General features: G+C 36.0%; 17 protein-coding genes. 6 read left to right on the top strand and 11 right to left on the bottom strand.

What is annotated here, in order from left to right:
* Positions 1-4 precede the first annotated feature (4 nt).
* Together B0O44_RS06450 and B0O44_RS06445 are read right to left on the bottom strand one after the other, a co-directional pair.
* The gene (locus tag B0O44_RS06450; protein WP_110828322.1) at positions 5-211 is read right to left on the bottom strand and encodes a putative signal transducing protein; all 207 of its coding nucleotides are present in this window, start codon (positions 209-211) and stop codon (positions 5-7) included.
* On the bottom strand, positions 192-1,010 hold the full coding sequence (locus B0O44_RS06445; protein WP_245943610.1) for a CPBP family intramembrane glutamic endopeptidase: 819 nt from the start codon (positions 1,008-1,010) through the stop codon (positions 192-194). The genes B0O44_RS06450 and B0O44_RS06445 overlap by 20 nt, the downstream gene beginning before the upstream one ends.
* Before the next feature lie 158 nt (positions 1,011-1,168).
* On the opposite strand from B0O44_RS06445, the gene dusB reads away from it, so the two are divergent.
* Both dusB and apaG read left to right on the top strand, forming a co-directional pair.
* Complete coding sequence (gene dusB / locus B0O44_RS06440; protein ID WP_110828317.1) at positions 1,169-2,176, top strand: tRNA dihydrouridine synthase DusB; 1,008 nt, start codon at positions 1,169-1,171, stop codon at positions 2,174-2,176.
* A gap of 34 nt (positions 2,177-2,210) precedes the next feature.
* Positions 2,211-2,597, top strand: a complete 387-nt coding sequence (gene apaG, locus B0O44_RS06435) for a Co2+/Mg2+ efflux protein ApaG (protein WP_110828315.1) — start codon at positions 2,211-2,213, stop codon at positions 2,595-2,597.
* Here the strand turns inward: apaG and B0O44_RS06430 are convergent.
* Positions 2,594-3,289 (bottom strand): zinc metallopeptidase, encoded by a 696-nt coding sequence (locus tag B0O44_RS06430; protein WP_110828313.1) that lies wholly within the window; start codon positions 3,287-3,289, stop codon positions 2,594-2,596. The two genes, apaG and B0O44_RS06430, sit on opposite strands and share 4 nt — an antisense overlap.
* A 77-nt stretch (positions 3,290-3,366) precedes the next feature.
* Between B0O44_RS06430 and B0O44_RS06425 the strand changes: the two genes are divergently transcribed.
* Positions 3,367-4,512 carry an NAD(P)/FAD-dependent oxidoreductase gene (locus B0O44_RS06425; RefSeq protein WP_245943609.1) on the top strand — a complete coding sequence of 382 codons (1,146 nt, stop codon included), beginning with the start codon at positions 3,367-3,369 and terminating at the stop codon, positions 4,510-4,512.
* Between the two features lie 71 nt (positions 4,513-4,583).
* On the top strand, positions 4,584-5,891 hold the full coding sequence (locus B0O44_RS06420; RefSeq protein ID WP_110828309.1) for a DNA recombination protein RmuC: 1,308 nt from the start codon (positions 4,584-4,586) through the stop codon (positions 5,889-5,891).
* Here B0O44_RS06420 and thiL read toward each other — a convergent pair whose 3' ends face one another.
* Together thiL and nadA are read right to left on the bottom strand one after the other, a co-directional pair.
* Positions 5,892-6,926: a thiamine-phosphate kinase gene (thiL, locus tag B0O44_RS06415; protein ID WP_110828307.1), complete on the bottom strand. Its 1,035-nt coding sequence runs from the start codon at positions 6,924-6,926 to the stop codon at positions 5,892-5,894.
* Positions 6,927-6,969: 43 nt separating this feature from the next.
* Complete coding sequence (nadA, locus tag B0O44_RS06410; RefSeq protein WP_110828305.1) at positions 6,970-7,968, bottom strand: quinolinate synthase NadA; 999 nt, start codon at positions 7,966-7,968, stop codon at positions 6,970-6,972.
* A 616-nt stretch (positions 7,969-8,584) separates the two neighbouring features.
* Between nadA and nadB the strand changes: the two genes are divergently transcribed.
* On the top strand, positions 8,585-10,171 hold the full coding sequence (nadB, locus tag B0O44_RS06405) for an L-aspartate oxidase (RefSeq protein WP_110828303.1): 1,587 nt from the start codon (positions 8,585-8,587) through the stop codon (positions 10,169-10,171).
* Between the two features lie 10 nt (positions 10,172-10,181).
* Positions 10,182-10,691 carry a gamma carbonic anhydrase family protein gene (locus tag B0O44_RS06400; protein ID WP_110828301.1) on the top strand — a complete coding sequence of 170 codons (510 nt, stop codon included), beginning with the start codon at positions 10,182-10,184 and terminating at the stop codon, positions 10,689-10,691.
* Between the two features lies 1 nt (position 10,692).
* Here B0O44_RS06400 and B0O44_RS06395 read toward each other — a convergent pair whose 3' ends face one another.
* The 6 genes from B0O44_RS06395 to B0O44_RS06370 form a co-directional block, all read right to left on the bottom strand.
* Complete coding sequence (locus B0O44_RS06395; RefSeq protein WP_110828299.1) at positions 10,693-12,324, bottom strand: Ig-like domain-containing protein; 1,632 nt, start codon at positions 12,322-12,324, stop codon at positions 10,693-10,695.
* A 143-nt stretch (positions 12,325-12,467) separates the two neighbouring features.
* The gene (mnmG, locus tag B0O44_RS06390; protein ID WP_110828297.1) at positions 12,468-14,330 is read right to left on the bottom strand and encodes a tRNA uridine-5-carboxymethylaminomethyl(34) synthesis enzyme MnmG; all 1,863 of its coding nucleotides are present in this window, start codon (positions 14,328-14,330) and stop codon (positions 12,468-12,470) included.
* A gap of 69 nt (positions 14,331-14,399) precedes the next feature.
* Positions 14,400-14,648 (bottom strand): CBU_0592 family membrane protein, encoded by a 249-nt coding sequence (locus B0O44_RS06385; RefSeq protein ID WP_110828295.1) that lies wholly within the window; start codon positions 14,646-14,648, stop codon positions 14,400-14,402.
* Positions 14,649-14,701: 53 nt separating this feature from the next.
* Complete coding sequence (locus tag B0O44_RS06380; RefSeq protein WP_110828293.1) at positions 14,702-16,570, bottom strand: ABC-F family ATP-binding cassette domain-containing protein; 1,869 nt, start codon at positions 16,568-16,570, stop codon at positions 14,702-14,704.
* Between the two features lie 172 nt (positions 16,571-16,742).
* On the bottom strand, positions 16,743-17,177 hold the full coding sequence (gene ybeY / locus B0O44_RS06375) for an rRNA maturation RNase YbeY (RefSeq protein ID WP_110828291.1): 435 nt from the start codon (positions 17,175-17,177) through the stop codon (positions 16,743-16,745).
* A gap of 11 nt (positions 17,178-17,188) precedes the next feature.
* Positions 17,189-20,500 carry a DUF4175 family protein gene (locus B0O44_RS06370; RefSeq protein WP_110828289.1) on the bottom strand — a complete coding sequence of 1,104 codons (3,312 nt, stop codon included), beginning with the start codon at positions 20,498-20,500 and terminating at the stop codon, positions 17,189-17,191.
* Between the last annotated feature and the right edge of the window lie 44 nt (positions 20,501-20,544).

The raw sequence follows: 20,544 nt of genomic DNA, 5'->3' as shown, positions 1-20,544 counted from the left end.
TTTTTTATAGTTCGTTTTCCAGAATATAAGCAATAGCCAGATCAAAATGCTCCGGAGAAACCATTACATTTAATACCCCAAAAGTTCCATAGGAAGAATCCTGTTTGTTTAAAACAACAGCAGGTATTTCACTTTCCAGTAACCCTTGCTTAATAATTTCTGCCGTAATGGCATTTTCTGTGGTGTATACTTTAATCCAGTTGCTGTTCATTGCTGGTCTTAGTTTTAAAATATTTTAATAAAAAAATAGCGACTATAAAGCTTAGGGCATATCCGTACCAGGCGAAATGAAAGGTATCATCTGCATCCGTTAAAGGAATATTTTTGGACTGCAAATACCAGGCTGCACAAACTGCATAAGCATTATTCAAAAAGTGTCCAAGCATAGCATACCATAGGCTCCCGCTCCAATAGTATAAATATCCAAAAACAGCCCCCAGTAACAATCTGGGAACAAAACCAAAAAATTGCATATGAATTGCACTGAATATAAAAGCCGAAGCCCAAATGGCAATATGGTGATTGTTGAACATCCGGCTAAAGCTTCTTTGAACTCCACCCCTGAACATCAATTCTTCAGAAACGGCAGGAAGCAGGGCAATCATCAGAAGATTTAAAAGAAAAGACCAGACAGAGTTAACCTTTAGCAACAAGATCGTCATCTTCATCGCTTCATCCTCCTTTGTTCTCATCCATTCTTCTATAGATTTTAAAAAGCCTGGAAATGCCATTTTCTGATTTGTTAATGCTGTCCATTCCATAAAAGGCATTGCACAGACCATAATCAAAAAAACAAGGAACAGGAAGCCTATTTTAGGTTTTCTAAACCCATAAAAAGATTTAAGGGCGCCGGTTTGCTCCCAGGCCAACGCAATTGGCGGCAACAGAAATAACCCAATAGAACTTAATATTTGAAAAATTTTTAATCCGTTTAAGTATTTCAGATCCTGGCCGGACAAAGCATTATTACTCAATCCATCAAGACCATAGCCAGCTATAATAATCAACACGCCTAGGATTGAACACACAATAAGCCCTGCCAGAGCATAAGCTGCCAGCATAAGTAACTGTAGATAAGGACTATTTTCAGGTTTTACAATTGGCCGAAAAATCATTATTTGTATTATTTGTACCTTTGTACCTTAAATTTTGCGTTGAAGATAGAAAAATGTCTGTAAAGATAGGAAATATAGATTTGGGAGAATTCCCATTACTGCTTGCACCGATGGAAGATGTAAGTGACCCACCTTTTCGATTTGTGTGTAAACAAAGTGGGGTAGATATGATGTATACGGAGTTTATTTCGTCCGAAGGGCTGATCCGCGATGCAGCCAAGAGCAGGGCTAAGCTGGACATATTTGAATATGAACGCCCAATTGGTATCCAGATTTTCGGCAGTGAAATAGACCATATGAGAGAAGCCACCGAAATTGCAACCATGGCCAAGCCTGACCTTATGGACATAAACTATGGCTGTCCTGTAAAAAATGTTGCCTGCAGAGGAGCCGGGGCCAGTCTGTTACAAGACATCGATAAAATGGTGAAAATGACAGAAGCCGTTGTAAAAGCCACTCATTTACCTGTCACAGTAAAAACACGTCTGGGCTGGGATGATCATACTAAAAATGTTGAAGAAGTTGCAGAACGTTTACAGGATATAGGCATACAGGCACTCACCATTCATGGGCGTACCCGGGCCCAGCTCTATAAAGGCGAGGCAGACTGGTCACTGATCAGGGAAATCAAAAGAAACCCCAGAATTAAAATTCCAATTTTTGGAAACGGAGATGTCGATAGTATTCAAAAAGCAGCAGACTGGCGGCTTGAGTATGAAGTTGATGGCATTATGATTGGTCGTGCGGCTATTGGTTATCCATGGATTTTCAGAGAGATCAGACATTTTTTCAACACAGGAAAAATCCTGGCCGGGCCAAGTGTAGAAGAAAGAGTAACCGTTTGCCGGACCCATTTTGAAAAATCAATTGAATGGAAAGGCCCGAGGGTGGGTATTTTTGAAATGAGGCGTCATTATGCCAATTATTTTAAAGGTTTACCAGATTTTAAACCCTATAGAATGCAATTGGTCAAAGAAGAAAATATCGACACTATTCACAATATACTTGACGAAGTGGCAGACAAATATCAATCTATTGAATCTACAAACGAAATGGCTTGATTTTTGAAATTATCAAAACATAAATGTTATTAAAATGGTCACAGCTATAACAGAGGGCATAAAAATTTCGGTAGAAACCATGTATCAGGAGGAATATTCCAATCCATCCAAAGACCAGTTTATGTTCGCTTATCGCATAGAAGTAGAAAATTTATCGGATTACACGATTCAATTGAAGAGGCGTCAATGGTATATTTTTGATTCAAATGGTACAGAAAGAGAGGTAGAAGGCGAAGGAGTAGTAGGTCAGCAGCCAATAATAGAGCCCGGAAATAGTCACTCTTATGTTTCGGGCTGTCAGCTTTCTACCGAAATTGGAAGCATGAAAGGCTATTATTCTATGTCCCGCATAGCTATGGATACAGACTTTATAGTTGATATTCCTGAATTTCAGCTGATCGCACCTTACCGTTTAAATTAATTTCTATTCCTTCCAAACAGCATGGAGGTATAATAGATTAAATTGGCCAAAGCTCCTAGTGCCGCAACAACATATGTCATTGCAGCCCACCAAAGGGCATCTTTTGCCTGTCTGTTTTCCTCTCCGGTATTCATGATATGGTCATTCGTTTTAAGCCATAATAATGCTCTTTTACTGGCATCAAATTCTACTGGTAACGTTATAAAACTAAATATGGTAATCAATAACAACCCTGCTACACCAATTCCAAGGACAATGGGGTTTCCTGTAAAACCAATCAGTAGGACACCTATAATCAATACCCATTGAAGCAAATTGGAGGAAATACTTACCACAGGAACCATATTGGATCTGAATTCCAGCCAGTGATAGGCCTTTGAATGCTGGACGGCATGTCCACATTCATGTGCGGCAACTGCCGCTGCTGCAACACTTCTTCCGTGATATACATCTGTACTTAAATTAACTGTTTTGTCTGAAGGATTATAATGATCGGACAACTGGCCCTCTGTACTCATCACTTTAACATCATAAATGCCATAATCATGAAGCATTTTTTCGGCTACTTCTTTTCCAGACAAGCCTGAATTCAACTGCATTTCAGCATATCTGGAAAACTTATTTCTAAATATCCACTGCACAAACATGCTGATTACAAGCATGATTAATATTGCTATTAAATACGTTTCCATTTCCGGGTATGTTTTTCAACAGAACTTAATCAAAAAGTGTTCCCTTTCTTTCGCTTTCTAAATTTTAGTAAATTTAAATGATGACAAATTCTAATTTATCCTATTGGGAAAAAGAAAGCTTCTTTAATTATGATGTCCTAATTATTGGAAGTGGAATACTTGGTTTAAGTGCAGCAATTACCTTAAAAAATAAAGCCCCAAACCTAAGTGTAGCCATACTTGAACGAGGTTTTTTACCCTCAGGTGCAAGCACAAAAAATGCAGGGTTTGCCTGTTTTGGTAGCATATCAGAACTCATAGAACAAGAGAAAAATGTAGGTACTGAGGGCCTACACTCATTGATAGAAAAAAGATGGAATGGCCTGCTTAAACTTAGAAATTGGCTCAGTGACCGGGCAATTTCTTATTCTAATCTGGGTGGTTACGAACTTTTTAGTCCCCAGGACAGCACGCTTAGGGATCAATGTGTAGCTAAAATCGATCACTTTAATTTATTGCTTCACGATATATTTAAGAATCAAAATAGCTTTAAAATAGCAGATGAAAAAATTTCCAGCTTTAGCTTTAATAACATACAGACGTTAATAGAAAACCGTTTTGAGGCCCAAATAGATACTGGAAAAATGATGAAAGCGTTAATAAACAAGGCAACTGCCATGGGTATTTATATTTACAATAACTGTGATGTTCATCATATTCTACCTGAACATAAATTTCAAAAAGTGTCCAGCAATCAGGGCCAGTTTAAAGCCAAACGTATCCTGCTGACAACAAATGCATTTATAAAAGATTACTTTCCAGACTTGGATCTGGTTCCAGGAAGGGGTCAAGTTCTCATTACACAACCCATTAAAAATCTAAAAATCAATGGAACTTTTCATTATGACCGCGGATACTATTATTTCAGAAATATTGATAACAGGCTATTAATTGGAGGTGGGCGTCACCTTGATTTTGAAATGGAACAAACGAGCAATTTTGGAACGACCCCTATCGTTATGGAATCCCTAAAAAAATTGCTGCACGAGGTAATACTCCCTAATAGCAGTTATGTCATCGATTACAGCTGGAGCGGCATAATGGCTTTTGGAAAGCAAATTACACCAATCATTAAAATGCTTAAACCAAACGTTTTCTGCGCAGTAAGATGTAATGGTATGGGTGTAGCAATGGGAACTCAAACGGGTACAGAAGCGGCAGAATTTCTTTTGAAAAGCATTTAGTTCGGCCTTTATTTACTAATTAATTTGTTATAAAGATCATTAATACTCATTTTTGATAAAAATATTAGTAAATGGAAATTATTATAATCATCCTGCTTATCTTAATTATATTGGGTTTCGTTGTCCTATTTTTGAGAAAACCATCTGATCGGTTGCTTCAACTTAAAGAAGCTGAACACGAAAAAGCTATTGCATGGTTAAAAGAGGAGAAAACAGCAAAAGAAGATGAATTAGCTGATTTGCGGAATGTTTTTATAGCGGAACGGACCAAACTTATAAAAACAGAAGAAAACCTTAAAATACAGCAGGAAAGACAAATTGAACAGGAGAAATACATTATAGAATTACAGGACAGATTCAGACTGGAATTTGAAAATATAGCCAACAAAATACTGGAAGAAAAAACATTCAAATTTACAGAGCAGAATAAGTTAAACCTCGATCTTATTTTAAATCCCCTAAAAGAAAATATTAAAGCTTTTGAAGATAAAGTAGAAAAAGTTTATAAGTCGGAATCTGATGAGCGAAATACCCTTAAAGGCGTAATTTCTGAACTTATGGTCCAAAGCAAACAGATTCAGACTGATGCTGTAAACCTTACAAAAGCTTTAAAAGGTGACAGTAAAAGACAGGGAAACTGGGGAGAGGTAATCTTGGAAAAAGTACTGGAACGTTCCGGTTTACAAAAGGATAGGGAATACCGCATTCAATCTTCTTTTACTTCTTCCGAAGGTTCGCGTTTGCAACCTGATGTTTTAATTGACCTTCCTGATCACAAGCACCTTGTTGTAGATGCAAAAGTATCTCTGGTGGCCTACGAACGTTTTGTAAATGCAGAAACAGAAGAAGAAAAAGAAAATTACCTCAAGCAGCATATTCTTTCTATTAAAGCACATATACAAGGCCTTAGCAATAAAAATTACCAGGATCTCTATCAAATTAATGCTCCTGATTTTGTACTGCTTTTCATTCCGATAGAATCTTCCTTCGGACAGGCTGTCCAAAGTGATGCAGATTTATTTAATTATGCCTGGGACCGGAAAATCGTTATTGTAAGTCCCTCGACTTTACTGGCTACATTAAGAACCATTGCAAGTATTTGGAAACAGGAACGTCAAAATCGAAATGTTTTAGAAATAGCAAGGTTGAGTGGAAGCATGTATGATAAGTTTGTTGGTTTTTTAAGCGATATGGAGTCCATAGGTCGCAATATTAGACAAAGCCAGGACGCATATGACAAAGCTATAAATAAACTCTCCACAGGGGCTGGAAATTTGTCAAACATTTCTGAGAAGATAAAAAAACTGGGTGCAAAAACCAATAAACAAATTGATCCTCGATTTTTGGACCCAGCGTTAAGTGAAGAAGAGCATTTATAGTTAAAAAGCATTCCAGCCCTGTGCTTTTAGCTCATGAACTACATTTGATTTGGATATCATTTTACATCCGGAATTTTTATCGGTCATATGACCGATAACAGTAATGTCCACATCGTTTTTAAGCTTATCGTAATCTGATTGTTTAATCGTAAATAACAATTCATAATCCTCGCCACCATTTAGCGCACAAACCGTAGGGTCAAGTCCCAGCTCCCTTCCTGTTTCATAAGTCATCGGATCAATAGGCAACTTATCTTCATATATGGTACATCCAACCTCAGACTGTTGACAAATGTGTAATATTTCAGAAGCCAATCCATCTGAAACATCAATCATAGCAGTCGGTTTGATCTTCATTTGTGCCAAAAGATCTACAATATCACGCCTCCCTTCCGGTTTCAATTGCCTTTCTATAATATAATCCTTTCCTTCCAGATCCGGCTGAATCTGTGGATTTTCGATAAAAATCTGTTTTTCTCTTTCCAGGATTTGCAAACCAACATAGGCACCACCAAGATCTCCTGACACACATAAAAGATCTCCTTCCTGGGCCCCGTTCCTATAACAAACTTCCTTCTTATCTGCATAGCCAATACTGGTTACACTGATCACCAATCCTTGTTTACTGGAAGAAGTATCCCCTCCAATCAGGTCAATGTTAAATTTATTACAGGCAAGTTCGATTCCTTTATAAATTTCTTCTACAGCTTCTAATGGAAACTTACTGGATAAACCTATTGACACAGTGATTTGAGTGGCCACACCATTCATTGCATAAATATCACTCAAATTCACCTGGACAGCTTTATAGCCCAGGTGCATCAAAGGCACATAAGAAAGATCAAAATGTATACCTTCCAACAGCAAGTCTGTGGAAATCAATACCTGTTTATTTTTAAAATTTAATACAGCAGCATCATCTCCAATACCTTTTATACTACTTTCATGCTGTATTTTAAAGTGTGAAGTCAGGTGCTTTATCAGACCAAATTCTCCTAACTTTCCCAGATCGGTCCGTTCTTTATTTTCAAACATTATCTTATTGTTTTTTAATCAATTAACAGGTTATCAACAACCTTTATAATCCTAATTTAGCCGAAATTTCCAGCATTCTTTCTATAGGTTTCCTCGCTTGTTCGATAATTTCTGTCGGCACATTAACTTCCGGTAAGCCATTTTTCATACACAAATAAAGCTTCTCCAAAGTATTTCTTTTCATATAAGCACAATCGTTACAGGCACAACTATTGTTTGGAGGGGCAGGGATAAAAGTCTTATGAGGATTAGCTTTTTCCATCTGATGAATGATCCCACTTTCTGTTGCAACAATAAATTCGGTGGCATCACTATTTATAGAATATTTAAGCAAACCGGTTGTAGAACCAATATAATCAGCCATTTGCAAAACCGCATCTTCACATTCGGGATGCGCAATAAACTTTGCATTCGGATGTCTTTCCTTCAATTTAGTTATTTTTTCCCTTGAAAAAATTTCATGGACCATACAAGCTCCGTTCCATAAAACAAGATCCCTTCCGGTTTTTTTAGCCACCCAGGCACCAAGATTTTTATCCGGACCAAAAATAATCTTTTGATCCTTTGGCAGGCTTTCCACAATCTGCACAGCATTAGTAGAAGTACAAACGATATCACTTAAAGCTTTAAGTTCTGCCGTACAATTTACATAGGTAATAACCAAATGATCCGGATATTTTTCTTTAAATTTTTTAAACAAATGCGGTGGACAACTGTCGGCCAAGGAGCATCCCGCCTTCAAATCTGGTAAAAGTACCTTCTTTTCTGGAGACAATATCTTTGCGGTTTCTGCCATAAAATGTACTCCTGCGAATACAATTATGTCTGCTTCTGTCTTTGCTGCTTCTTGTGATAAACCAAGACTATCACCAATATAATCAGCAATATCTTGAATATCAGGATCTTGATAATAATGTGCTAGAATTATAGCATTTTTTTCTTTCTTTAATTTTGCAATTTCTTCAAAAAGATCCAGGCTAGGATCAATTGTTTCTTCTACAAATCCTTTGATATTTAATTCCTCTAAAACATCTGCTTTCATCAAAGTATATTTTATTTAATTAATAAAGTATTTTTTTTCTTAAAATTATTAAAAGTAACAACACTAAAATTATTTGACTGCTTTAGATTACGATATTGATCATTTAACAAGGTCCTCCTTTTAAATATCGCAACCTAAAGGGCTCTAATTTGTTTTTAAAATCATCTGGCCTATACAATTTTCTTTCAGTGGAACTTTTGTAAAGATACGTAGCTTTCAACACTTCAATAAATTATAATTATTTAATATTTATAGATCTTCTATTGTTTATTAGCATGTTGGTATTGTTAATAAAAAGTTTTTTTCAGTGCAATTATTTGAGTTGTTATATAGTTATCCACAGATGAATTGATTTTTTTTTATAAATAGGGACTGATTAACAATTAGATATTATTTATCCCAAAAACTTATCAATAGGAATATGTTCATTTTTATGGCTATTGAAAAAAGTTGATAAGCTGTAGATAGCTGCTTAAAAATAACTGAAAATATTGTGTTGAAATGGGTTTTTACTTTAGCTTTAAACATTCAAAAATATTTGTTCTATTTATTTATACAAGAAATTAACAATTCTTAGATGGTTGTTAACAAAGAGAGGGAGAATTAGCTCAATTCAATGAAAAAGGTCGATTTTTTAGTTATAGGCTCGGGTATTGCCGGTTTAAGTTTTGCTTTGAAAGCAGCAAAACATGGGAAAGTTTTAATTATTACAAAATCTAATGAAGATGAATCCAATACTAAATACGCACAAGGTGGAGTTGCTGTTGTGGTGGATAAGGACGATTCTTTTGATAAACATATAGAAGACACATTGGTAGCTGGTGATGGTTTATGTGATCAGAAAATAGTGGAAATAGTTGTAAAAGAGGGGCCTCAACGGATTCAGGAGATTATAGATTATGGTATTAATTTCGATAAGGACAATGCCGGTGTTTATGATCTGGCAAAGGAGGGAGGACATTCTGAACACCGTGTTTTACATTATAAGGATGTTACAGGTTATGAAATAGAAAGTGTCTTGTTAAGGCAGATCCATGAAAATGAAAACATAGAGATATTAACACATTACTTCTGTTTAGAGTTGATAACCCAGCACCATCTGGGAGAGTTTGTGGATAAGAGCACCAAAGATATTAACTGTTTTGGTGTATATGCCTTTAATACAGAACGTAATGATGTGGAAAAAATCTTGGCTAGTGTGACTATCATGGCTTCAGGAGGGGCAGGACATGTTTATTCAAGTACCACTAATCCTATTATTGCTACAGGTGATGGAATGGCAATGGTTTACCGGGCAAAGGGAAAGGTACGGAATATGGAGTTTATTCAGTTTCATCCTACAGCATTATATCATCCGGGAGAATATCCTGCCTTTCTCATTTCAGAGGCTGTTCGAGGGTTTGGCGGTGTGCTTAGAAGAAAAAATGGTGAAGAGTTTATGTATGAGTATGACAGCCGAGGTTCATTGGCACCGCGGGATATTGTAGCCAGGGCAATAGATTCGGAAATGAAAAAATCAGGCGAAGATTTTGTTTATCTTGATATTACGAACAGAAAAAAGTCTGATATTCTAAGTCATTTTCCAAATATTTATGCAAAATGTTTATCAATTGGTATCGACATGACTAAAGACCTTATACCGGTAACACCGGCAGCACATTATATGTGTGGAGGGATTCTTGTTGATGAGTTTGGAAGGTCATCTATAAAAAATTTATACGCTTGTGGAGAATGCTCTTCTACAGGTTTACATGGGGCAAACAGACTGGCTTCTAATTCCCTTCTGGAAGCCCCTGTTTTTGCACACAGAATTTATCTGGACGCCATTCAGCAGTTTAAGAATAATGTTATTCCAGATCATATACCGGATTGGAATGAACATGGAGTAACGCAATCTAATGAAGATATATTGGTCACGCATAATTTAAGAGAAACACAAAAGCTGATGAGTGATTATGTAGGAATAGTCCGTTCTGATTTTAGATTAGACAGGGCAATGCGAAGATTGTATTTGTTGTTTGAAGAAACAGAAGAATTTTATAGAAAAAACAAGGTATCAGTTAAATTATGTGAGCTTCGAAATGTAATTCAGGTAGCCTATATTGTTATAAAATCGGCTATGACCAGGAAAGAAAGCAGGGGGCTCCATTATACAACAGACTACCCTGAACATGCAAATAAATTAACAGATACTATATTTTAAAGAAAAAAAGATGGCTACAGTATTGCCCGTTAAAGGTAAAAGCCCCGACTGGGGTGGAAATTGTTTTATAGCTCCTAATGCAACCATTGTGGGGGATGTAACAATCGGTAATGATTGTTCAGTTTGGTTTAATGCAGTTATAAGGGGAGATGTTAATTCTATTGCGATTGGGAACGAGACAAATATCCAAGATGGAGCTGTTATTCATGCTACTTATTTAAAAGCTTCTACAACAATTGGAAACAGGGTTTCGGTGGGACATAATGCCATAGTTCACGGATGTTTGATTAAAGATAATGTGCTGATTGGAATGGGAGCAATAGTTATGGATCATGCTGTTGTTGAAGAATATTGTATCATTGCTGCAGGTGCTGTGGTGTTAGAAAATACCTATTGTGAAAGCGGTTATATTTACGGGGGTACACCAGCAAAAAAAATAAAGCCCATTACTGAACAGCAAAGGGCTTTACTTAATAAATTACCTGATAATTATATTTTGTATTCTGACTGGTTCAGATAAATCAAGGCATTTTTGGGATGGTAATGTCTTCATTTCTATCCCAATTTGCTTTAATAGATAGTTCTTTAGGCTCATTATAGGCTTTTTCAGGCTGTATTCCAAGCTTTACATTTCCAGTATCCCAGATGCCATTTTTATTGGTATCGTATAAAATTCTTAAGTAATAGATGCCAGCTCTGTAGTTGGCGAATTTTAGTGTTGTATCCGATTTTACAATATTTTGGTTGATGATATTTTTTTTATCATCTATGACCTGAAGTATATACTGTTTTCCAGATTCAGGAGTTTTTACTTTGAGTTGAAGTGTACCATAATTGTCTTTGTTAGCAAGCTCAAATTTTTTTGTGAATTCCTTATTTTTTGCATTAAAAATGCTGGTGAATGCCCCTGCGGAAAATTTTATTTCATAAATGCTTTTGGGTAACCAGGGGTATTTTATGAGAACCGAAAGAAGGTCTGTGCTGTCTTTTTGAAGTTTCAAACCATTTTTAGGGATAGAATCTTCAAGTAAGGTTATTTTACTGGGATCTATGCTCTCTACTGGAAGGGGAAAGGAAATTTTAAAAGGCCTGTTTGGATTCAATAGATTACCTTCAAGATTATCGGATGGGACTAAATTTCTTGTATAGGTTTCTTTTTTACCTCTCGTGAATTTAACGGATTGCAATAGTTTGTCGTCTTCTGTGATACTTACCTTAGTAGAATCAAAGCTTAAATCCTTGAGCCAAATTTTTACAGAATCATTGTGCGCACTGAATTTAACAAGTTTGGAAGCGTCAATAGCGCTGGGTTCGGTAATAGTAATATTTGGCTTTTTAAGTTTTTGATTGAAGGTCATAAAAATACTTCCATCTGTATTTAATTTTCTGTCGATAATTCTAAATGAACTTGCCAATTCTTTGAAAGTGACCATATTGAGATCTTTAAGGCTACTATTGAGATTAATAGTATCTCTAATAAAACCAACCTCGTCAGAGGTTTGCTGATATATTTTGTCTCCGTTTTGTTCTTTAATGGTATAGGCTTTATAAAGACCTTTTCTTAAGTTACGTAAGGTATAGTTTCCGCTGCTATCCGTTGTTGTATAAATTGAAGGCCTTTTTTTTCCAAATAAGGTATCTCTATTTAAAGGAAAAATCATTACAATGGCGTCAAGAACAGGTTTCCCCGTTAATGCTTCAGTTATTTTTCCACTGATGCTTAAGGAGTCCAGTTTAGGACCGGTTGAGAATACATAGGTGAGATTTTTAATAATGTTACCCTCATTGATGTCGGCTATTGATTTTCCAAAATTTAATGTATAGGTCGTATTTTTTTCCAGACTGTCAGGGAAGGAGATTTCCAGGCTCTTCTTTTTTACTTTCAGTAAAGGTTGTTTTTCCATTTCAGGCGACACTGAGAATTCTTTTGATTCATTTTGTAATTTGAAATATTCATCAAAAGTGATAACAACTTTTTTTGCCTTAAAATTTGTACTCAAATCCTTGGGCTCCATTTTTAATATTTTGGGAGGTTTGGTATCTTTTGGCCCTCCGGTAAGTTGACCAGGTGTTCCACAGCCGGAAAATATTGAAATGCCTAAAATCAGGATGAAATAAATCGAGATTATTCTATAAATGCTTTTATTGGTCATTTTTAAGCCCTGTATTTGATTTTTTTATAATTATGATAAATATGTCTCGGATTTTTTTTTACTTGCTTATAACCGTTTAAATAAAGCTGTTTTTAAATATAGTTAAATTTAATGTAATTAGTTGATTATAAGTTGTTTATGTCCTATTTACTTATATGAACCATTAAAACCGAAATGTCTGAAGGTGAAACGCCAGAAATTCTGGATGCTTGTCCTAAAGTGCGAGGTTTTATTTTCAGTAATTTTTCACGGGCTTCTTTTGATAAGGAAAGTAATTGTGAATAGTCAAAATCTGGATTGATATCTTTATCCTCCATCTTTTGCATTTTATTTACAATTTCTTGTTCTTTCTCGAAATAACTTTCATACTTAATTTTGATTTCGGATTGTTCGACAGTGTCTTTAGAATGGTTACTTAACAATTGATCAAGAGAGGGACTAACTTTTCTTAGATCTTGCAATCCGACTTGCGGACGACTCAAAATACTGAACAGTTTTACATTTTGTTGTAGTGGGCTTGTTCCCAAATTTTCGAGCAATGGATTTACTGCAGACATTTCTATACCTTCCTTTTTTGTAAAAGAAACAATTGAATCTGAGTCATTGATTTTTTGTTTAACCAAGTTCATACGTTCCTCATTGATCAAACCTAATTTGTAACCAATAGGAGAGAGGCGAATATCAGCGTTATCCTGTCTTAATAGTAAACGGTGTTCTGCCCGGGAAGTAAACATTCTATATGGTTCGTCTGTGCCTTTTGTAACCAGATCGTCAATCAATACACCAATATAAGATTCGGATCTTCTCATGATCAGTTCATCGAGTTCTTTTACCTTTTGATGAGCATTTATTCCGGCTATAAAGCCTTGACTAGCAGCTTCTTCGTATCCGGTTGTCCCATTTATTTGACCTGCAAAAAAGAGATGACTAATTCTTTTTGTCTCTAAGGTTAATGTAAGTTGGGTAGGAGGAAAGTAATCGTATTCTATCGCATAACCTGGTCTAAACATTTTTGCATTTTCGAAGCCAGGAATCTGTGTCAAAGCACGGTATTGTACATCTTCCGGGAGTGATGTAGAGAAACCATTTACATAGATTTCGCAGGTATTGAAGCCTTCTGGTTCAACAAAGATCTGATGTCTTTCTCGTTCAGCGAAACGATTTATTTTATCTTCAATAGATGGGCAATAACGGGGACCAAGACCTTTAATCCTGCCAGTGAACATGGGTGATTTTTCAAAACCTTCTTTTAATGTTTCGTGAACATTAAGATTGGTATAAGTAATCCAGCAGCAACGTTGTTCAGTAGGTCTGGTTACATTGGTATAAGAGAATCTCCCTGGATCATCATCTCCCCATTGTTCTTCCATTAAACTATAATTTAATGAACGGCCATCAATACGGGGAGGGGTACCTGTTTTCATTCTTCCGGCTTCAAAACCCAGTGATACCAATTGTTCCGTGAGTCCGGTTGCTGATTTTTCCCCCGTCCGTCCACCACCAAATTTTTTCTCTCCAATATGGATTTGACCATTTAAAAATGTTCCGTTTGTTAGAACAACTGATTTAGCTTTTATCTCTACACCAATAGAAGTTTTTACGCCGATTACTCTGTTGTCTTTAATCAATAGGCTACTGACCATGTCCTGCCAAAAATCTACGTTTGGTGTCTTTTCAAGAGCCAGTCTCCATTCTTCAGCAAATCTTTTTCTATCGTTCTGAGCTCTTGGACTCCACATAGCTGGCCCTTTGGATAGATTGAGCATGCGGAATTGAAGAGTAGTTTTATCTGCGATGATACCGGAGTAACCACCCATTGCATCGATTTCTCTTACAATTTGTCCTTTTGCCACCCCACCCATTGCCGGATTGCAACTCATTTGTGCAATGGTTTCCATATTCATTGTAATGAGTAGGACAGAGGAGCCAAGATTTCCTGCTGCTGCTGCTGCTTCGCAACCGGCATGTCCCGCACCAACAACAATTACATCATATTCTTTAAACATATTGTGTTATTTGTTTAATGTTCCACGTGAAACAACTCTTATAAAAGTGTTTCTTTCGGGCCTTATGTTTCACGTGGAACGTTTAGTTTTAAAATTCTTTATCAGACTTAAAATAGCTACACCACACCACACAGCTTCTAAAACAACGAAGGGGAAAAATCCAATCATCCATGAAGAATATCCAGCTACTGCGGCACCCATCAGATTTAACAAGCCATAAGTATTGCTTTCTGAACGGATCACTTTTAAGGTTTGAAGAAAAAAAGCAATGAGCAAAATGCTAACTCCAATAGTGGCTACGATGTCTGATGTTTTCATTGAAGTGGTTGTTTTTAATATTCATTATTCTTGTCAGGAAAGCAGAATAGAGCTTAGTTTAATTTTTCTGATAACGCCATCCATTTTTCCATAACCTGATCTAAACTGTTTTGGTAAGATTCAATCTCTTTAGTTATGGTTTGCATTTTTAGGTAATCAGCGCTTTCAATGGTTAATAAAGAAGCAGTAAGGGATTTAATTTTATCTTCAAGTTCTGCCATTTTTAGTTCTGCTTCATCCAATTCTTTTTGTTCTTTGTAAGTTAATTTTTTATTTAAAGTGGTTGGAGCAGGAGCGGGGATTTCTGTCTTCGAAGACTTAGTTTCTTTTACTTTTTCTGTTTCCAAGCTAATTCTGTATTCAGAATAATTACCGTTGTAGATGGTTACTTCTCCATTTCCCTCCATGATGAATAACTGTTCACTCATTTTGTCTAGCAAGTACCTATCATGGGAAACAAGAATCAATACTCCTGGAAAATTTTCTAAAAATTCTTCAAGTACATTTAATGTATCAATATCAAGATCGTTGGTTGGCTCGTCCAATATCAGGAAGTTTGGATTCTGCATAAGCACTTTCATTAAGTGCAATCTTTTCTTTTCCCCACCACTTAATTTTTCCACCATTCCATGTTGTTTTTTTGGTGGAAATAAAAAGAGGGTTAAAAGTTGTGATGCTGAGATTGTGGAGCCATCCGCCATTTTAATATACTCGGCATCTGATTTTACAATATCGATTACTCTTTCCTTTTCATTAAAACTAAGACCTCCTTGTTTATAATAACCATATACTGTAGTCTCTCCTGTACTTATGGTTCCTTTTTCAGGAACAAGATTTCCGGTAATGAGATTTAAAAATGTTGACTTGCCAGTCCCGTTCTTTCCTGCTAGTCCAATGCGATCTGCTTTTTTGAAAGTATAACTGAAATCATTAATAATTTTCTTTTCATCAAAGGATTGACCAACATGCTCCAGTTCCAATATTTTATTGCCCTGACGGGCCATTTTAACATTTAATGTAACTGTTTGGTTATCAGTTCTTTGTTTTGTTTTGGCCTCCAAGTCATAAAATGCATCTATTCTGGACTGAGATTTAGTCGTTCTTGCCTGTGGCATGCGTCTTATCCACTCTAATTCCTTTTTTAAAAGGTTTTTATTTTTTTGAAAGGTACTTTCATCTGCTGCCTCCCTTTCAGATTTTTTTTCAAGGAAGTATGCGTAGTTGCCATTGTAATTATAAATTTTGCCTCTGTCAAGCTCTACAATTGTATTACATACATTATCTAAAAAGTACCGGTCGTGGGTAACAAGTAATATGGTTTTGTTTCCAGAGGTAAGGAGTTTTTCAAGCCACTCTATCGTGTCAATATCCAAGTGGTTGGTGGGCTCGTCCAGAACGTAAATTTCAGGATCCTCTATCAGAAGTTTAGCAAGAGCAAGACGTTTTTTTTGTCCACCTGATAAGGTCGATATTTTCTGCTGAAGATGATTAATGCCCATACGACTCAAAATGGTTTTGATCTCGTGCTCATACTCCCAGGCGTTGTGTTCGCTTAATTCTTCGTACAGACGATTTAATCTTTTCTCATCGGGATTCGGCTCTTCAATTAACTCTTCGTATTCTTTAATCAGTTGTTGTTGTTTATTTTCAAGGGAAAAAATAAAATCACTGATACTATAACCATCTGGAAAAGAGGGTTCCTGATCAAGAAATCCGATTTTTACAGATTTATTTTTTACAATTTTACCTTCAAGCGGAGCAAAACGCTCGGCCAGCAATTTTAGTAATGTACTTTTACCTGCACCATTAATCCCAACCAGTGCTACGCGCTGGCCAGTTTGGATACCAAGGGTTAGATTTTTAAACAGCCATTCATCATGATATGCATGACCAAGGCCTTCAGCTGCAATTAGTGTGCTCAATTTATACTTTTAACGATTTGTCAGTTAAGAAATTATTACAAAAGTAATCAATAATTCTTTTGAAAGACATTAAAGCACAGTGCAACAGAGAAAGACTTGACATATGTCAAACAAAGACAAGGGCTATTGTTTCTTTTAATAAGTTAAAAGAAGCAATAGGTAATTCAGTGAATTATATGGTTTTTAAAAGAGACAGAAAGTGATCTTCCTTCTCTGTCATTTTCCTTTTTGATAATTTTGATTTGTCCTGGTAACCAAGTAGATGTAAAGTTCCATGTACCATTACTCGGTAGAGTTCCTGCAAAACAGAACTGCCAAATTCCTTTGCATTATCTTTTATTCTGTCAAAGCTGATAAAAATATCCCCGGCAATCATTTTAAGGGCTTCTGAGTGATCAAAAGTAATGACATCGGTATAGGTGTCATGAGCAAGATATTGTTGGTTTATACGAAGTAAATACTCGTCTGAGCAAAGAATGAAATTAAGTTCTTCCAACTGATGATCCTCCTGCTGGATAACCTCATTAAGCCATTTTCTAATTCGTGTTTTATGTTTTAATGTGTATGCCAAATCCTCTGTAAAGAAATTAATTGCAATTTTACTCATGCCAAAATAAATTATGGGGTCGAATTTAGTAATTTAAAATAGTTGCTGATTTTATTTTTATAGTAATAATTTAAATCGGGAGGAAGCTTTTGAAAGCTTTCCAGGTCATTTCGTTGTTGGATTTTATATCTTTCAAGCATTTTTTGATAGGAAGGAGGAAAGTCCTTTCCTGTTTTACTTTCCCTTTTTGCATCCTGTTCTTGCTCTCTTTCTGCTTTTTCCGCATCAAGGAGTTTAGTAAGCAAATCTCTCTGCCGCTTTAATGTTCCCTGTTCTATTCTTTTATTTACCAATTCTTCTTCAGTTAACTTCATATCCTGGACCATTTGGTTCAAGTTCCCAAATTTGCCTTTTCCATCTTTGTTTTCTTCCCTGTTGATTTTTTCCAGGGCTTCCCTTATCATTTGTTGCTGCTGGGCCATTTTGGCCATTTCCTGGCTCATAACCCCTTTAGGTGCGGTGCCCTTGTTTCCGTTTTTCTCCAATTGGTCTTTTGCCTTTTGCATATTGCTATTCAGCTGCTGTTGCATTTTTTGCAATTGCTGCATGCTTTGTTGTTTTTTTCCTTTTCCATTACCCCCGGAGTTTTTCATTTTCTGTAATTGCTCCAGGGCTTCATTGAGCATTAAGGTAAGATTGTTGATAGAAGTCATTGCATATTGCTGGTTTTGATTTGCCTGGGGGGTGAGACGATCACCGAGCAGATCAAGACTTTTATCAATATTCATATTGATCCGTTGAATTTCTTCATTTACAGTACTGGTAATTTGTGGTACCCTTTTACTCAATGAGAAAAGACTATCTGCAATTGTTTTCATATTGTCTTTCACAATGCGTTGCTTTTGGACAATGCTGGTATACTTAGGATCGTTGCCATTCAATCCTCGGAGGTCCAGCATCACTTTTTCCTGATCAAATGAAGTATTTAGTAAATTCTGGAGTAATTTTCTCAGCTCTTTTATATTCAGGTTACTTTCTGTCTCTACAGATTCTTGTTGCGTTTCCTTGATCTTCTCTGATAAGCTTTTTAGGTCTTCTGCTGCTTTTTTCTGGTTTTCTGATGTTTTACCTCGGTCTTGTTTAGAAAGTTGATCCTGGGCAGCCTTTTGTGAACGTTCTATTTTGGAAATTTCATTGTCTGGCATTTGAAAAGGGTTTGGTTTTTCCAACAGCTGATTTTTTTCGTCTAATTTTTTGAGTTCATTTTTTAAAGTGTTTAAACTTTTGGAAAGATCCTCTTGCTTATTTTTTAAAAAGTCGGTTTCTGTGTTTTTTTCCAGACTTTTTTTACTCAGCTCATTTTGCTGTTTTGAAAGTTCGTTCAAGCGATCTGCAGTTTGCTGAAGAGCTTGTTCGAACTCCAACTGTTTATAGAGCTGAAGAATTCTATCCAGTTCATTTTTTAAGGATTTATTATCCATTTGCATTTTAGAAAGCTCGTTTGAAGTACTTTCTTTATTATTCTCATTCATTAAGTCCTGAAGTTTTTGAAGCAAATCCTTTGTTTTTTCATCCAGAACGTGGTTGAACAGATCATCTATTTGTTGCTGTTTTTTGATCAAATCTTCTTTTATAAGGTTGTTTTCCTCTTTTTCCTGAGTATTTTGCTCATTTGTTTTTTTGATATCCTTGACGGTCTGTTCCAGTTGTTTTTGCTTCTCCAAAAGCTGTTCAATTTGTTTTTTATCTTCAAAGGCAAGTTGCTTCTTATTGAGCAGTGCGGCACTAAGCTTTTTACTTTCTTTCTCTATATTGCCCGCAAGTTTTATAGCGTTTTCCATTTTTTGCTTGAGTGTCTTGCCTGCCTGGTCGATTTTCTCTGTGATCTGTGCTGTGGAGGGAATATGTAAAGTTTTTATAGCAGATTTACTTGATTTGGGACCATTTACACCATCGTTGTCTTTCACTTCAAAATAGTATTCTATATGCTGATCCTTTTCTGTTGAAAGGTTCTTCGTATCCCAGAAAAAGAAAAAGGAATTTTGAGTCTGATTGTTTTTAACTGGTAATATTTTAGAAAAACTGGATTTTATCTTTCCTTTTTCCATGACGTTATAACGAAAATGCAAGGCACTAAAACCATGGTCATCCGTAATCTTTCCGGAAAAATAAAGAGATTTGCTGCTCGAAGAATCTGGCATTTCTGTCACAGAAATTTCGGGGTATTGATCTTTAATGACCTGAATAGAATAGCTGATGGAATCCGTAAGGACAGAGTAATTGTTTTCCGGGTAGATGTGATAGCGGTCATTTTCCTTTAATATCGCTTGAAATTGTGCTTTATTATCTTCTACAATTTTTTTTAGCTTCATTTTTCCAAGTCTGAAATGAAGTATAGTGCTATGTTCTGTTTTTACAGTCCAGTTTACGAGACTTCCTTCAGGAAGGGTAAGATCTCCTGTGTTGAACAGTTCCTCATCTTTTTTTTGAAGATAGGCCGGATAATGAATGAGCGCGCTGATATTTACAACAGAAGGTCTCGGTTTTACATAAATCGTATATAATGAAGAATTAAAACCGCCCCCTGAAAAACGGAAGGATAAGTTTTTTTGAACATTTTTAAACGTATAAAGGAATTCGGTAATACTTTTCTTTTCGAGCTTATAGCTATTTACGCCTTCGGTTAGATAAATATCCTGAGGAAGCTGGTCCCCCTGCAAGTGTAATTGGATAGTGTAATTTTCACCTTGTGTGATGTACTTTTGCTGATTTAATAAGCTAAAATGGAAAGGAGCTACAGGAAGAATTTCTTTGTTGTAACCAAGGAAACTATTGGTTCCCTCATTTAAAATGGAGGGGGCAAGGAAAGCAATAAAAAGGATAATCGAGAGTGGTAACAGCAAATATTTAAGATATTTTCTGTTGTCGTTAAAGTGAATCGCACTGCTAAAGGGGATGGGTCGTAATTCGCTGATTTTTTGATCTATACTTGCCAATAAAAGGGCATTATTACCAACTGACTGATCTGCAAGGGATTTCAGTTGTAAAGCATTCAGTAGTTTATCCTTGACATCGGAAAAGTGGGTCCCGATTAATTTTGCCATTTCCTCAGTACGCTGTGGCCTGCGTAATTTTAAAAGGATTAAGATTGGATTGACCATCCAAAAAAAGAAAGCTATAGCAATGGCTATTAAGTAGGAAAAGAAAAGCGCTGTTTTGATACCAACACTGGGTCTGGTATAGTAAATCGTTATAAAAAGGATAGTATACAGCGCTAAGATGAGGGCAATGGTATAAATGAAACCCTTTAAAAGATTGTTCAGATAATATTTTTTGCTAAACTCGTTTATCTTGGAAATCAGAAGTCCGTAATTGCTCTCCATATCATAAAAGTAATTAAAAACTGCTATTTTAGCCTTAAAAATAA

The sequence above is a fragment of the Pedobacter nutrimenti genome (assembly GCF_003208655.1).
Lineage (GTDB): Bacteria > Bacteroidota > Bacteroidia > Sphingobacteriales > Sphingobacteriaceae > Pedobacter > Pedobacter nutrimenti.
This window is presented reverse-complemented; position numbering and strand designations above follow the sequence as displayed.

Excerpts from the sequence above, each read along its gene's own strand:
- B0O44_RS06450 (WP_110828322.1), bottom strand. The coding sequence starts at position 211 with ATGAACAGCAACTGGATTAAAGTATACACCACAGAAAATGCCATTACG.
- dusB (WP_110828317.1), top strand. The coding sequence starts at position 1,169 with ATGTCTGTAAAGATAGGAAATATAGATTTGGGAGAATTCCCATTACTG.
- apaG (WP_110828315.1), top strand. The coding sequence starts at position 2,211 with ATGGTCACAGCTATAACAGAGGGCATAAAAATTTCGGTAGAAACCATG.
- B0O44_RS06430 (WP_110828313.1), bottom strand. The coding sequence starts at position 3,289 with ATGGAAACGTATTTAATAGCAATATTAATCATGCTTGTAATCAGCATG.
- B0O44_RS06425 (WP_245943609.1), top strand. The coding sequence starts at position 3,367 with ATGATGACAAATTCTAATTTATCCTATTGGGAAAAAGAAAGCTTCTTT.
- B0O44_RS06420 (WP_110828309.1), top strand. The coding sequence starts at position 4,584 with ATGGAAATTATTATAATCATCCTGCTTATCTTAATTATATTGGGTTTC.
- thiL (WP_110828307.1), bottom strand. The coding sequence starts at position 6,926 with ATGTTTGAAAATAAAGAACGGACCGATCTGGGAAAGTTAGGAGAATTT.
- nadA (WP_110828305.1), bottom strand. The coding sequence starts at position 7,968 with ATGAAAGCAGATGTTTTAGAGGAATTAAATATCAAAGGATTTGTAGAA.
- nadB (WP_110828303.1), top strand. The coding sequence starts at position 8,585 with ATGAAAAAGGTCGATTTTTTAGTTATAGGCTCGGGTATTGCCGGTTTA.
- B0O44_RS06400 (WP_110828301.1), top strand. The coding sequence starts at position 10,182 with ATGGCTACAGTATTGCCCGTTAAAGGTAAAAGCCCCGACTGGGGTGGA.
- B0O44_RS06395 (WP_110828299.1), bottom strand. The coding sequence starts at position 12,324 with ATGACCAATAAAAGCATTTATAGAATAATCTCGATTTATTTCATCCTG.
- mnmG (WP_110828297.1), bottom strand. The coding sequence starts at position 14,330 with ATGTTTAAAGAATATGATGTAATTGTTGTTGGTGCGGGACATGCCGGT.
- B0O44_RS06385 (WP_110828295.1), bottom strand. The coding sequence starts at position 14,648 with ATGAAAACATCAGACATCGTAGCCACTATTGGAGTTAGCATTTTGCTC.
- ybeY (WP_110828291.1), bottom strand. The coding sequence starts at position 17,177 with ATGAGTAAAATTGCAATTAATTTCTTTACAGAGGATTTGGCATACACA.
- B0O44_RS06370 (WP_110828289.1), bottom strand. The coding sequence starts at position 20,500 with ATGGAGAGCAATTACGGACTTCTGATTTCCAAGATAAACGAGTTTAGC.